Genomic DNA, 13,943 nt, shown 5'->3' on the forward strand with positions numbered 1-13,943 from the left:
TTCCGGGGCGCTCCCGATGAACGGGACGGCCCCATGGCCCCGCCGACCACTGCCTGTAAGCCGCCGTCCCCGGCGATGCCATCCGCCGTTGGGGCGGCGCCGCGACCCTCTGCGGATGTGACTGCCGTCCCCACTCCCCCGCTCTCTCGGGTCCGATTCTCCCGTGCCCCCCGTGGCTTTCCCCGTCGCGTGCCCGTCCGCCAGGTGCTGTGCCTGCTGCCGCTCGCGCTGGTCGCCGTGGCCGCCGTACGCAATCGCTCGCTGCTCGTCGCGGGCGTCGGGCAGTTGCGCACCGCGTCCTGGCCCTGGCTGCTCGCGGCGGCCGGTGCCACCTGTCTGACCTGGGTGGCGGCGGCTGTCACCCGGCAGGGCGCGGTGGTGCAGACGCTGCCCAAGCGGCGGTTGCTGGCCACCCAGTTCGCGGCGGCCTCGGCCAACCATCTGCTGCCCACCGGGCTCGGCGCGGGCACGGTGAATCTGCGCTTCATGACCGTGTGCGGGGTGCCGCCGGCCCGCTCCACGGCCGCGCTCGCCCTGTATCTGCTCGCGGAGAGCGCGGGCCGGCTCGGTCTGCTGGCCGCTCTGCTGCTCGCCTTCCCCGACGCGCTGCGGCTCGGCCCGCTGCTGCCGGACGGTTCGACGCTGCCGCTGCTGCTGGGCGCGGCCGGGCTGCTGGTGGCGGTGGTGGTGGCCGCCGGGGCGCTGGTACGACCGCTGCGCGTCCGGGTCGCCGCGTTCGTACGGGAGGCCGTGGGTGAGGCGCGCTGCGTGCACACCCGGCGGGTGCGCGCGCTGGCCCTGTGGGGCGGTTCGCTGGCCTTCCCGGCGCTCCAGGCGGCCGGGCTCGCCGCGGTCGGCCAGGCGTTGCGGCTGCCGGTGCCGCCCGCCCATATGGCGCTCGCCTATCTCGCGGCGACGGTCGCGGTGGCCCTGGTGCCCACGCCGGGCGGTCTCGGTTCGGTCGAGGCCGCGCTGATCGTGGCCCTGATCGCGGTGGGCAGTCCGGCGGCACCGGCCACGGCGGTGGTGCTGGCCTACCGGATCATCACGGTGTGGGTGCCGCTGCTGCCGGAGGCGCTGATGCTGGGGGCGCTGGTGCGGCTGAAGGTCATCTGAGGCAGAGTGGCCCTCCCAGCCGTCTGGAGAGGGAGTGCCCGCCGTGCCGGTCCGTGTGGAGCGCGAGGAGTACGTCACCACCGTCGTCCTGTCCCGGCCCGCGGCGCGCAACGCCGTGGACGGGCCGACGGCCGCCGGACTCGTCGCCGCGTTCAGGGAGTTCGAGGCGGACGAGAACGCGCGGGTGGCGGTGTTGTGGGGTGAGGGCGGCACGTTCTGCGCGGGGGCCGATCTGAAGGCGATCGGCACCGAGCGGGGCAACCGGGTGGCCGAGGACGGCGACGGGCCGATGGGTCCGACCCGGCTGCGGCTGTCCAAACCGGTGATCGCGGCGGTCGCCGGGCACGCGGTGGCGGGCGGCCTGGAACTCGCGCTGTGGTGCGATCTGCGGGTGGCCGAGGAGGACGCGGTGTTCGGCGTGTTCTGCCGCCGCTGGGGGGTGCCGCTGATCGACGGCGGGACCGTACGGCTGCCCCGGCTGATCGGGACGAGCCGGGCCATGGACCTGATCCTGACCGGCCGTCCGGTGCCGGCGCGGGAGGCGTACGCGATGGGGCTCGCCAATCGGGTGGTGCCGAACGGCACCGCCCGCGCCGAGGCGGAGGCGCTGGCCGCGAAGATCGCCCGGTTCCCGCAGGCGTGTCTGCGCAGCGACCGCGCCTCGGTCCTCGACCAGGAGGGCCTGCCGGAGGAGGCGGCGCTGCTCGGTGAACTCCGCCACGGGACAGGCGTGTTGGCCGAGAGCGCGGAGGGCGCCGCCCGGTTCGCCTCGGGGGCGGGGCGGCACGGCTCGTTCAGCTGAGCAGGCCGGATACGGGCACAGCGCCCATCCGGACCAGGAACGGCACCGCTGCGGCGGTGGCCGGGTACCGGCTGCCCTGGTGGAAGGTGTTGCCGTACAGCGCGTCCAGGGCCTTGTGGCGCTGTTCCGCCTCTGGGGAGCACAGGGCACGCAGCAGTCCGGGCACGTCGTCGGCGGGGCCGCAGGCGTGCGTCAGCGCGGACCAGTCGACGGCGTCGAGACCGGAGAGCGCCGGCACCGGAGTGTTGATCTCCGTCACGACGCACTGTCGCACACGGCACTGACAACGCCTCCGGCTCAGCCCGCGCTCACCCGCACCTCACCGCCCTCGGGGTCCACCCGCCCGTGCCATGACACGCCGAGTCTCAGAGCGCGGTGCGGCTGGGCGGTGCCGGGGCCGAGGCGGGCACGGTGCAGCAGGCGGCCGTTCTGATGGACGTACAGGACGGGGCAAGGCAAGGGCGCGTCGGTGCGCAGGAGGTGGGGCGGGGGCGGCGCGGCCGGGCGGGCGCGTTGCGGGTCGGCGCGTTCTGGGTTGACGCGGTCGGGGTCGATGCGGTTGGGGGTGATCCAGCGCAGTGGCGGTGCGACGGTGACCGGGATGCCGGGGCGCGGCCAGGGGGCGCCCGCCAGGTGGTCCAGGACGGCACCGGCCGCTCTGGAGCCCTCGCGGGCCGCGGTGCCGGCGGGTTCCACGGCGTGCAGGAGGCTTCCGGCGGCGAAGACGCCGGGGCGCGAGGTGTGCAGGGCGGTGTGCACGGCGGGCCCTCGGGTGCCCGGATCGAGGTCGAGGGCGCCGCGCCGGGCGAGCTCGTGGTCCGGGACGAAGTCGCCGGTGAAGACGACGGTGTCGCAGGGCAGTACGGTCGTACGGCCGTCCCGGTGGCGCACGCGGACGCCGGACAGCCGTCCGTGGCCCAGGAGTTCGGTGACGGTCGTGCCGGTCAGCAGCGGAATGCCCTGCACCAGCCGGGCCGACCGCGCGCGGACGCGGCTCGTGCGGGCGCGGGGGTCTTCGGTGACGAGGGCGACGACCTCGGCACCGGCCGTGCGGACCGTACGGGCCGCCGCGTAGGACACGTCCTGCGCGCCGACCACCACCGCGCGGGTGCCGATGTGCTGCCCGAACAGGTGGACCGCCTGCTGGAGTTCGCCGGTGGTGTAAACGCCGGCGGGTCGGGTGCCGGGCACCAGGCGGGCCGCGCGGGGGCGTTCGCGGGCCCCGGTGGCGAGGACGACGGCCCGCGCCGCGAGCGTCTCGGGGCCGTCGGGCCCGACGGTCAGCAGCACGTTCGCGCCGGGCGCGCTTCCGATGTGCCCGCCGGACACGGTGGTTCCGGGCCCGCTCCCAACTTGCCAGCCCAGCACGGTGGTTCTGGTCCGGATCAGTGCGCCGGACCGCTCGGTGGCCGCCGTGAGCAGGCGGGCGTACTGCGGGCCGGTCAGCGGGCGGGTCCAGGTGCCGAAGCCGCCGTGGGCGCAGTGCCGGGGCACTCCGCCGGGCCGTTCCTCCCGCTCCAGGACCTCCACCCGTCCGGCTCCGGCGGCGGCGAGCCGGGCCGCCGCGGCGAGCCCCGCGGGCCCGGCACCGACCACCAGGACGTCGGTGTGCCGTGCCGCCGTCATGCGCGCTCGCCCCTTCCCTGCCGCTCGAACAACTCCCGTACCGCCGCCCCGCAGTAGGACCCCTGGCAGCGGCCCGCCCGCGCCCGTGTGCGGCGGCGCAGGCCGTCCAGACCGCGGGGCGGGATCGGGCCGGCGAGGGCGTCGCGGATCTCGCCGAGGGAGACCCGCTCGCAGTGGCAGACGAGGGTGCCGTAGGCCGGGTCGGCGGCGATCAGTTCCGGGTCCTGGTGGGGGCGCGGGAACGCCTCGCCGAGGTTGGGCATGCGCACCGGTTCGAGGTCGCGTTCCGGGCCGGGGTCGAGGCCCGTGCCGGTGAGCAGTCCGGTGACGTGCCCGGCGATGGCGAGCGAAGCGGTCAGGCCGGTGGAGCGGATGCCGCCGACGGTGACGTACGACCGCTCGGGGTGCGCGGCGATTCGGTAGTCCTCCTGCCCGGTGGCCGCGCGCAACCCGGCGTAGGCGGCGGTGACTTCCTCCTCGACCAGCGCGGGCAGGATCCGGCGGCCCCGTTCCCGCAGCAGGGCGATGCCCTCGGCGGTGGTGCCGGTGGCCCGTTTGTCGTCCAGGTCCTCGGCAGTGGGGCCGAGCAGTACGTTGCCGTACACGGTGGGCGCGACCAGAACTCCCTTGCCGAGCGCGGTCGGTACGGGCAGCAGGATGTGCCGGACCAGCGGACGGGCTAGCTTGTCGAACACCAGGAGCTGGCCGCGGCGCGGGGTGACATCGAAGTCGTCGTATCCGAGGCGGTGGTCGAGGGTGTCGGCGCCCAGTCCGGCCGCGTTGACGAGGTAGCGGGCGCGCAGGGGGCCGCGGGAGGTGTGCAGGCGGTGGCCGTCGTCCCAAGACGCCCGCTCGACGGTGGTGTTCAGGTGCAGGTCGACTCCGGCGCGGACGGCCTGGGTGGCGTAGGCGAGGGTGGTGGACCAGGGGCAGATGATGCTCTCGCCGGGGATGTGCAGGGCGCCGAGCGCGCCGGGACCGAGGTGCGGCTCGCGGGAGTACAGCTCCGCTCGGCTCAACTGACGTGCGTCGGCGCAGGAGTTGGCCGCCGCCTTCTCGGCGAGCCGGGGCAGGGCGGCGAGTTGCTCCTCGTCCCAGGCGACGAGCAGCGCGCCGACGGGTTCGACGGGGATGCCGGACTCGGCCGCGTACCGCACGAGCCGGGCGTATCCCTCGCGCACGAGCCGGGCCTCCAGGGTGCCGGGATTGGCATCGAACCCCGTGTGCAGGATCGCGGTGTTGGCCTTGGAGGTGCCCTGGCCCACGTCGTCCTGCGCCTCGATCAGGGCGACACTCAGGCGCGGGTGACGGGCGAGCCGGCGAGCGATGGCACAACCCACGACTCCGGCGCCGACGATCGCGACATCGTACGACCGGTCGGGGAGCGGGCCTTCGCCGGTGACGGCCGGGCACGGGGCCTCGGCGGTGACGGCCGGGGGCACGGACTCGACGGTGACGGCCGGGCGCGCGGCCTCGGCCGTAACGGCCGGGGGCACGGGCTCGGCGGTGATGGCCAGGCGCGCGGGCTCGGCTGTGACGGCCAAGGGTGCCGGGCTCGGGGTCCCGGCCCGGCCCATTCGGCGTGCGGTCGGCGGGACCTGACCGGTGTCCCGTGGCCCCGGCGGCCGCCGTCCCTCGCCGGGGCCCCTCATGAGCCGGGCAGCGCGGCGACGGCCGCGCGGAAGCGGGCGCGGCGTTCGGCCGCCTGGTCGGCGGGGATGCGGGGCTCGTACACGGCGGCGGGGCGCCGCTCGGGCAGGGCCTCGGCGGCGTCGAGAGCGGGGTCCGCGCCGAGGCGGGCGAGGGTGGCGGCACCGAGCGCGGTGGCGTCGGGCAGCGCGGACACCTCGACGGGCTGTTGCAGCAGGTCGGCCTGGGTCTGCATGAGCAGCGCGGAGCGGGTGAGGCCGCCGTCGACGCGCAGCGTGCCGAGCGGGGTGCCGAGGTCGCCCGCGGCCGCTTCGGCGAGTTCGGCGACCTGGGCGGCGAGGCCCTCGCACAGGGCGCGCACCAGATGTCCGGCGGTGGTGTCGAGGCCGAGCCCGGTCAGGGACCCGCGCAGCTCACCGCGCCACCAGGGGGCGGCGAGTCCGGCGAGCGCGGGTACGAAGGTGACGCCGCCGCTGTCGGGGACGGCGCCGCCGACCGGGTCGAGATCGGCGGCGGAGCCGATCACCCCGAGGTCGGCGAGCCAGCGCACCGCGGAGGCGGCGGTGTAGACCTGGCCGTCCAGGCAGTAACTGGTCGTCCCGCCCAGCCGCCAGGCCACGCAGCTGACCAGTCCCGAGCCGCCGCGCCGGGGGCGTTCGCCGGTGTGGGCGAGCAGGAAGGCGCCGGTGCCGTAGGTGCACTTGGCGGCGCCGGGGGCGGTGACGCGCTGGGCGAGCAGCGCGCCCTGCTGGTCCACGATCAGACCGGTGAGCGGGATGTCGTAGCCGAACTCTCGTGTGCTCCCGACCGGTTGGGCGACATCGGTGACTTCCGGGAGGCGTTCGCCGGTGAGGCCGTAGAGGCCGAGGGCGCGGGACGACCACCGGACCTGGTCGAGGTCGAGGAGCTGGGTGCGGCCCGCGGTGGCGGCGTCGGTGACGAAGGCGCCGGTGAGACGGTGCACCAGCCAGGCGTCCGAGGTGGTGACGACGCCCTCGCGGGTCAGATGGCGGCGGATCCAGGCCATCTTGGGCGCGGCGAAGTACGGGTCCAGCGGGAGACCGGTGAGCTGCCGCAACTCTTCGGCGCGATCGGCGAGTTCGGCGCAGACGGACTCGGCGCGGCGGTCCTGCCAGACCAGGGCGTCGGTGAGCGGGCGGCCGGTCGCCAGGTCCCAGGCGAGGACCGTCTCGCCCTGGTTGGCGAGGCCCAGCGCCACGACACGCTCCCCGGCCTCGGCGAGAGCGCCGCGGCCGGCGGTGAGCACCGAGTCGTACAGCGCGTCCGGGTCCACCTCGACCAGCCCGCCGGGCCGGTGCCGGGGGCGGACCTCGGCGTACCCGGTGCCGAGGACGCCCCGCTCCGGGCAGACCACGAGGGCCTTGGTGCCGGAGGTGCCCTGATCGACGGCGAGCACCGGCCCCGTCACCACGCCGACCCCGCCACCGCATCGGGCCCTGTCGCCACGGGCGCTCCTGTCACCACGGACGCCCCTGTCACCACGGACGCCCCTGTCGCCGCACCGGGCCCGGTCACCACACGGGGCCTTGTCGCCATACCGGCCCCGTCATCCGCGCCTCCCGCATCCTCCCGCGCCCGCACCAGAGATCATCGCGTCAGCCTGCCGCCGCCCGCGTCCGGCGTCAAGCCGACCCGAGGCGGACCGGTGATCTTCCAACCCCGCGGAGCGATGCTCCTCCAACCCCGCGGAGCGATGCTCCTCCAACCCCGCGGAACGTCGATCTTGCGACTCTCCGGAATGGCTAATTGAGTTGGCAATAATGGTGGGGCGCAACCACCACCCCTATAGTGTCCGCCGACCACCACGCACCGCCCAGGGGAGGGCTGTTGCCACCTCACTCCGCCGCCTCGTCCGCGTGTCACCGACTCCGGGGCTCCGGCTGATGGCACGCGACGGAGCGAGACTCCCCTACGACCCCGCGGGACCCGACCACGCCCTGCGCGCGGTGCTCCAGGAGCTGCGCACGGGGCGCTGGGTGGCCATGCGCACCCTGCTCGCGGAGACCACCGAGTGGTGGCGGTGGACCCAGCGCACCCAGATCCTCGCGGCGGCGGCCGCCGGCAGCGACGTGGTGCGCGCCTGGCTCGCGGAGGAACCGGACAGCACCCACGCGGCGGTGATGCGGGCACGGGTCGGCGTGGAGCGGGCGTTACGGGCGCGCCGCGAACGGCACCTGCGCGCGCACGAGTTGTGGATCGAGGCGTGGGACGCCGCCGACACCGCCACCCGGCTCGCCCCGCACGACCCGGTGCCCTGGATCTGCCTGCTCGCCCTGGCCCAGCTGGATCCCGGACAGCGCTGGGCGGAGCACCGGGCCGACGCGCCCGAGCCGCACCTCGTGCCGGGCCCCTGGGGGCTGCTGGCCGAGGCCGCCGAGCGCGACCCGTTCAACCGCGAGGCGCATCACCGGATGCTCCAGTTCCTCTACGCGCGGGGTGGGGTGGACGATCGTACGCGGGCCGACGACGACTGCGACCGGTGGGCGCACGCGGCCGGTTACGCCCGCTGGGCCGCGGCGCGGGCCCCGCTCGGCTCGGCCCTGCACCTCCTCCCCCTCTACGTGCGCGTCGAGCGCCACCGCCGCGCGCGCCGCCCCGACACGCACTGGGCCACGGACACCGCCGTCGGCGAGGCGCGCTCCGCGCTGCACTCCTGGTTCGAGCACGCGCCACCGGTCCGGCGCGCGCAGCCGGACCTCAACCACCTGGCGCACGCCCTGTGGGCAGCCCGCCAATTCACGTGCGCGGGCCGGGTGTTCGAGGCGATCGGCCCGTACTTCAGTCCGCTGCCCTGGGTGTACCGCGTCCAAGGCGGCGGTCGTGCGGTGGACGTGTTCACACGGGCCCGCGACCACTGCCGCGCCCTGGCCGAGGGCGCCGGCCCCCGGGCCGGGACCTGCGCCGACGTCTGCGCCGTACCCCGCACCGGAACCCACCCCTGCCCCTGACGCCGCGCCCCTGGCCCCCCACCACCGGAGGTCCCCCATGTCCCCCTCCCCGGAGCTGCCCCAGCAGGACGAGGAACGGCGCCTGCGCGAGCTCGGCTACCGTCCCGTACTCGCCCGCCGTATGGGCGGGTTCGGCAACTTCGCGATCAGCTTCTCGGTGATCTCGATCCTGTCCGGCTGTATGACCCTGTACGGGTTCGGCCTGAACACCGGCGGGCCCGCCGTGATGCTGTGGGGCTGGGCGGGCGTCGGCCTGTTCGTGCTGTGCGTCGGGCTCGCGCTCGCCGAGGTCACCAGCGCCTATCCGACCTCGGGGGCCCTGTACTACATGGCCGACCGGCTCGGCGGCCGCCGCTGGGGCTGGTACACGGGCTGGCTGAACCTGCTGGGTCTGCTCGGCGCGATCGCCGGAATCGACTACGGCGCCGCCCTGTTCACCGGCGCGTTCGCCAATCTCCAGTGGGGCTTCGCACCGACGCCGGGCAAGACGATGCTGATCTTCTGCGCCATCCTGCTGCTGCACGCGGTGCTGAACCTGTTCGGTGTCCGCGTCGTGAGCCTGCTCAACTCGGTCAGCGTCTGGTGGCACCTGGCGGGGGTCGCGCTGATCGTCGGCGCGCTCGCGATCGTGCCCGACCACCACCGGTCGCCGTCCTTCGTGTTCACCACGTTCGTCAACGACACCGGCTGGTCGAACCCGCTCTACGTGGCCGCGATCGGCCTGCTGCTCGCCCAGTACACCTTCTCCGGCTACGACGCCTCCGCCCATCTCTCGGAGGAGACCTCGCGCGCCTCGGTGTCCGCGGCCAAGGGCATCGTGCGGGCCATCTGGGTGTCCTGGCTGGCCGGTTTCGCACTGCTCGCCGGGCTCACCTTCGCGATCCAGGACTACGACGCCACGCGCACCACGGCCACCGGGGTGCCGCCCGCGCAGATCCTGCTCGACGGTCTCGGCACCGGCGGCGCGAAGGCGCTGCTGCTGGTGGTGATCGTGGCCCAGCTGTTCTGCGGGAACGCCGAGGTCGCCGCGGCCAGCCGGATGGTGTTCGCGTTCAGCCGGGACGGCGCGCTGCCCGGTTCCCGGCTGTGGCGCACGGTCAGCGCCCGCACGCAGACCCCGGTGGCCGCCGTATGGCTGTCGGTGGGGGTGGCCGGGGTGCTCGCGCTGCCGTCGCTGTACTCGGCGACGGCGTACAACGCGGTGACCGCCATCAACGTCATCGGCATCACCCCCGCGTACGCCATCCCGGTGCTGCTGCGGCTGCGGGCGGGCGACCGGTTCCGCCGCGGGCCCTGGCACCTGGGCCGGTGGAGCAGGCCGGTCGGCTGGGTCGCGGTGGTCTGGGTGGCGTGCGTCACGGTCCTGTTCTGCCTGCCGCAGTCCTCGCCGGTCACCGTCGGCACGATGAACTACGCGGCCGTGGCCCTGGCCGTCGTCCTGCTCCTCGCCAGCGTCTGGTGGTACGTGGCCCGCCGCTCGTACGGCACCCCGACGGCGGCCTACGGCAGCGACCGCGACCAGGCCGAACTCGCCGAGGGCATCATCTGATCGGGGCCGCGCGGGCTCCAGCGGGCCCGGTGGTAGGGCGCGTTCCGGATGCGGCAGGATGAACGTTCGTGCCGGTCACCGGAGTTCCGGGACCGGCACGTTCGCACATCCCGCACATCGAGCAGGTGACAACGTGACGAGACCTCTCATACGGCCCGCCGTACGACCCCCCGCTACCGGAGGTGACCGGTGAACCGCGCGCTGACCCTCGACGACGCCGTGATCGCCGGCATCGCGGTCGCGGCGGGCCTGGTGGCCGCGTTCCTCTCCCGTTCGCTGCTGCGCTGGCTGGCCAAGCACGCCAAGCGGACCCGCTGGAGCGGCGACGACGTCATCGTGGACGCGCTGCGCTCGATCGTGCCGTGGGCGCTGATCGCGAGCGGTGTGGCCGCCGCGGCGCTCGTGCTGCCCCTCACCAAGGCCGTGCGGCACCACACCGATCAGGTGCTGGAGGTGTGGCTGATCCTCGTGGCCACGCTCTCCGCGGCGCGGGTGATCGCCGGGCTGGTGCGCACGGTCACGCAGTCGCGCTCGGGCGTGGCGGGCTCGGCGACGATCTTCGTCAACATCACACGGGTGCTGGTGCTGGCCATCGGCTTCCTGGTGGTGCTCCAGACCCTCGGGATCTCCATAGCGCCGCTGCTCACCGCGCTGGGCGTCGGCGGTCTCGCGGTGGCCCTCGCGCTCCAGGACACCCTCGCCAACCTCTTCGCCGGCATCCACATCCTGGCCTCCAAGACCGTCCAGCCGGGCGACTACATCCAGCTGAGCAGCGGTGAGGAGGGGTACGTCGTCGACATCAACTGGCGCCAGACGACGGTCCGCCAGCTGTCCAACAACCTGGTGGTGATCCCCAACGGCCAGCTCGCCAAGGCCAACATGACCAACTACACGCGGCCCGAGCAGCGGCTCACGGTGCCGGTGCAGGTGGGGGTGAGCTACGACGCCGACCTGGAGAGGGTGGAGCGGGTGACCGCCGAGGTCGTCACGGAGGTGATGCGTGAGGTGCCGGGCGCGCTGCCGGACCACGAGCCCGCGATCCGCTTCCACACCTTCGGCGACTCCCGCATCGGCTTCACGGTGATCCTCGGCATCGGCGAGTTCAGCGACCAGTACCGGATCAAGCACGAGTTCATCAAACGCCTGCACCGCCGCTACCAGCAGGAGGACATCCACATCCCCTCCCCGGTCCGCACCGTCGCCCTCCAGCAGGGCACCTTCACGATCCCCCAGCAGCGGAACGCGGGGGACGCGGCGCGGCGGGCGTCCGGGCAGGGGGCGGAGTGATGGCGGTCACCGGAACCGGATGCCGGACTCGGTGCGGCGTCCGACCGGGCCGGCCGCTGGACCGGACCTCCGCGAGGACGGCCGCCGCCCTGGCTCCCGCGCGCCGCTGACCTGCCGGTGTGCCGCGGGACGGCGGACGGCGCCGCCCCGGTGACGCGGTAGGCCGGGGTGACTGGGGCAGTCGTATCCTCGTACCGAGATGACCGTTTCGCCCGACCCCCGTGCCCTTGATCAGCGTCTCGACGCCCTCGCCCGGCAGCCGTTCCGGGCGCGGTTCCGGCTGCGGGGGCGGGAGCGGGTCATTGCCGGGGAGAAGGGGCCGGCCACCCTGAGGTGGCACGCGTACGACCTGATCGGGAAGCGGCTCGCGCCGGCCGCGCCGTACAAGGACGGGAAGCAGACGCCGTACCGGGGGCATCCCGTCTTCGTGGCGCAGCACGCGACCGCCACCTGCTGCCGGAGCTGTCTGCTGCGCTGGCACGGCATCCCCAAGGGACGGCGGCTCAGCAGGGCCGAGCACGTGTACGTGGTGGACGTGATCTGCCGCTGGATCGAGCGCGAGCTGGCCCGCGGGCCCGGGGAGGTGAGCGGGAGCGACTGACCGGGCGGGCGGCCGGGCGGCGGAAAACAGCGGTCCCGGAACACCACCCCTGTCGAGCCCGCCTCCGGCACGAGATATCTTGATGTCGAGCAATGTTGCAGACGTGGAGCGGAGCACCCGGTGACTGACTCGACCATCATCTACACGTACACAGACGAGGCCCCCGCCCTGGCGACGCATTCGTTCCTGCCAGTGGTCCAGGCGTATGCCTCGCAGGCCGGTGTGCCCGTGCAGACCCGCGACATCTCGCTGGCCGGGCGCATCATCGCCGTTTTCCCCGAGTACCTGAACGAGGACCAGCGCATCGCGGACGCGCTGACCGAGCTGGGCGAGCTCGCCAAGACCCCCGCGGCCAACATCATCAAGCTGCCGAACATCTCGGCGTCCATCCCGCAGCTCAAGGCCGCCATCGCCGAGTTGCAGGGCAAGGGCTACGCGCTGCCGGACTACCCGGACGACCCGAAGTCGGACGAGGAGCGCGAGATCCGCGCCCGCTACGACAAGATCAAGGGCTCCGCGGTCAACCCGGTCCTGCGCGAGGGCAACTCCGACCGCCGTGCCCCGGCCTCGGTGAAGAACTACGCCAAGACCCACCCGCACCGCATGGGCGCCTGGACCCCCGAGTCCAAGACCAACGTGGCGACCATGAGCGAGAACGACTTCGCCGGCACCGAGAAGTCCACGGTGGTCGCCGAGGACACCACCCTGCGCTTCGAGCTGGTCGGCGCCGACGGCACCACCACCGAGCTGCGCGCGCCGCTGAAGGTCGTCGCCGGTGAGGTCGTGGACGCCGCCGTGCTGCGCGCCGCCGCCCTGAACGAGTTCCTCGCCGCGCAGGTCGCCCGCGCCAAGCAGGAGGGCGTGCTGTTCTCCGTGCACCTGAAGGCCACGATGATGAAGGTCTCCGACCCGATCATCTTCGGTCACGTGGTGCGCGCCTTCTTCCCGAAGACGTTCGCGAAGTACGGCGAGACGCTGAAGGCAGCCGGTCTCTCCCCGAACGACGGCCTGGGCGGCATCTACAGGGGCCTGGAGAACCTGCCCGAGGGCGCCGAGATCAAGGCGTCCTTCGACGCCGAGCTGGCCGAGGGCCCGGCGCTGGCCATGGTCGACTCCGACAAGGGCATCACCAACCTGCACGTCCCCTCGGACGTCATCGTGGACGCCTCCATGCCGGCGATGATCCGCACCTCCGGCCACATGTGGGGCCCGGACGGCCAGGAGCACGACACCCTCGCGGTGCTGCCGGACCACAGCTACTCCGGCGTCTACCAGGCCGTGATCGAGGACTGCCGCGCGAACGGCGCCTTCGACCCCGCCACCATGGGCTCGGTGCCGAACGTCGGCCTCATGGCGCAGAAGGCCGAGGAGTACGGCTCCCACGACAAGACCTTCGAGATCCCGGCCGACGGCACGGTCCGCCTGGTCGACCCGGCCGGCAACGTGGTCCTGGAGCAGGCCGTGGCGCGGGGCGACATCTTCCGCGCCTGCCAGACCAAGGACGCCCCGATCCGCGACTGGGTCAAGCTGGCCGTCACCCGCGCCCGCGCCACCGGCGACCCGGCCGTGTTCTGGCTGGACGAGAACCGCGCCCACGACGCGCAGCTGATCGCCAAGGTCAAGCAGTACCTGCCGGAGCACGACACCGAGGGCCTGGACATCCGCATCCTGCCCCCGGTCGAGGCCACCAAGCTGTCGGTGGAGCGCATCCGCCGCGGCGAGAACACCATCTCGGTCACCGGCAACGTGCTGCGCGACTACCTGACCGACCTGTTCCCGATCCTGGAGCTGGGCACCAGCGCCAAGATGCTGTCGGTCGTCCCGCTGATGGCGGGCGGCGGCCTGTTCGAGACCGGCGCCGGCGGCTCGGCGCCCAAGCACGTCCAGCAGCTGGTCAAGGAGAACTACCTGCGCTGGGACTCGCTCGGCGAGTTCTTCGCGCTCGTGCCCTCGCTCGAGCAGTACGCGGCGGCCACCGGCAACACCCGCGCCAAGGTCCTGGCCGACGCCCTGGACCGCGCCACGGCGACCTTCCTCAACGAGGACAAGTCCCCGACCCGTCGCCTCGGCGGCATCGACAACCGCGGCAGTCACTTCTACCTGTCCCTGTACTGGGCGCAGGAGCTGGCCAAGCAGACCGACGACGCCGACCTGGCCAAGGCGTTCGCGCCGCTCGCCGAGTCCCTCGCGGCCGACGAGGAGAAGATCGTGGCCGAGCTGAACGGCGTCCAGGGCAAGCCGGTCGACCTGGGCGGCTACTACCGCGTCGACCAGGAGAAGGCGGACGCGGTGATGCGCCCGTCGGCGACCTGGAACGCGGCGCTGGCCTCGCTCAGCTGATCC

Annotated in this window: 11 protein-coding genes; 7 read left to right on the forward strand and 4 right to left on the reverse strand. The window is 73.8% G+C overall.

What is annotated here, in order from left to right:
- Positions 1-117 precede the first annotated feature (117 nt).
- Together ACE4Q9_RS04040 and ACE4Q9_RS04045 are read left to right on the forward strand one after the other, a co-directional pair.
- Positions 118-1,116: a YbhN family protein gene (locus ACE4Q9_RS04040; RefSeq protein WP_397982828.1), complete on the forward strand. Its 999-nt coding sequence runs from the start codon at positions 118-120 to the stop codon at positions 1,114-1,116.
- Between the two features lie 43 nt (positions 1,117-1,159).
- Entirely contained in the window at positions 1,160-1,918 is a 759-nt protein-coding gene (locus tag ACE4Q9_RS04045) for a crotonase/enoyl-CoA hydratase family protein (RefSeq protein ID WP_397982829.1), read from the forward strand.
- Here the strand turns inward: ACE4Q9_RS04045 and ACE4Q9_RS04050 are convergent.
- From ACE4Q9_RS04050 to ACE4Q9_RS04065, 4 genes are all read right to left on the reverse strand, one after another.
- Positions 1,911-2,177 carry a hypothetical protein gene (locus tag ACE4Q9_RS04050; protein WP_397982830.1) on the reverse strand — a complete coding sequence of 89 codons (267 nt, stop codon included), beginning with the start codon at positions 2,175-2,177 and terminating at the stop codon, positions 1,911-1,913. The two genes, ACE4Q9_RS04045 and ACE4Q9_RS04050, sit on opposite strands and share 8 nt — an antisense overlap.
- 38 nt (positions 2,178-2,215) lie before the next feature.
- Positions 2,216-3,544: an NAD(P)/FAD-dependent oxidoreductase gene (locus ACE4Q9_RS04055; RefSeq protein WP_397982831.1), complete on the reverse strand. Its 1,329-nt coding sequence runs from the start codon at positions 3,542-3,544 to the stop codon at positions 2,216-2,218.
- Positions 3,541-4,986 carry an FAD-dependent oxidoreductase gene (locus ACE4Q9_RS04060; RefSeq protein ID WP_397987113.1) on the reverse strand — a complete coding sequence of 482 codons (1,446 nt, stop codon included), beginning with the start codon at positions 4,984-4,986 and terminating at the stop codon, positions 3,541-3,543. The genes ACE4Q9_RS04055 and ACE4Q9_RS04060 overlap by 4 nt, the downstream gene beginning before the upstream one ends.
- A 206-nt stretch (positions 4,987-5,192) precedes the next feature.
- Entirely contained in the window at positions 5,193-6,623 is a 1,431-nt protein-coding gene (locus tag ACE4Q9_RS04065) for an FGGY family carbohydrate kinase (RefSeq protein WP_397987114.1), read from the reverse strand.
- 475 nt (positions 6,624-7,098) lie between these two features.
- On the opposite strand from ACE4Q9_RS04065, the gene ACE4Q9_RS04070 reads away from it, so the two are divergent.
- The 5 genes from ACE4Q9_RS04070 (at position 7,099) to ACE4Q9_RS04090 (ending at position 13,940) form a co-directional block, all read left to right on the forward strand.
- Positions 7,099-8,163, forward strand: coding sequence for a hypothetical protein (locus ACE4Q9_RS04070; protein ID WP_397982832.1), 1,065 nt, complete (start codon positions 7,099-7,101; stop codon positions 8,161-8,163).
- Between the two features lie 37 nt (positions 8,164-8,200).
- Positions 8,201-9,712, forward strand: a complete 1,512-nt coding sequence (locus ACE4Q9_RS04075) for an amino acid permease (RefSeq protein ID WP_397982833.1) — start codon at positions 8,201-8,203, stop codon at positions 9,710-9,712.
- A 189-nt stretch (positions 9,713-9,901) separates the two neighbouring features.
- Positions 9,902-10,999, forward strand: a complete 1,098-nt coding sequence (locus ACE4Q9_RS04080) for a mechanosensitive ion channel family protein (protein ID WP_397982834.1) — start codon at positions 9,902-9,904, stop codon at positions 10,997-10,999.
- Between the two features lie 199 nt (positions 11,000-11,198).
- A complete protein-coding gene (locus tag ACE4Q9_RS04085; RefSeq protein WP_397982835.1) occupies positions 11,199-11,600 on the forward strand; it encodes a DUF4186 domain-containing protein in 402 nt (133 codons plus the stop codon).
- Positions 11,601-11,720: 120 nt separating this feature from the next.
- On the forward strand, positions 11,721-13,940 hold the full coding sequence (locus tag ACE4Q9_RS04090; RefSeq protein WP_397982836.1) for an NADP-dependent isocitrate dehydrogenase: 2,220 nt from the start codon (positions 11,721-11,723) through the stop codon (positions 13,938-13,940).
- Positions 13,941-13,943 lie beyond the last annotated feature (3 nt).

The sequence above is a fragment of the Streptomyces sp. AM6-12 genome, assembly GCF_044327085.1.
Classification (GTDB): Bacteria; Actinomycetota; Actinomycetes; order Streptomycetales; family Streptomycetaceae; genus Streptomyces.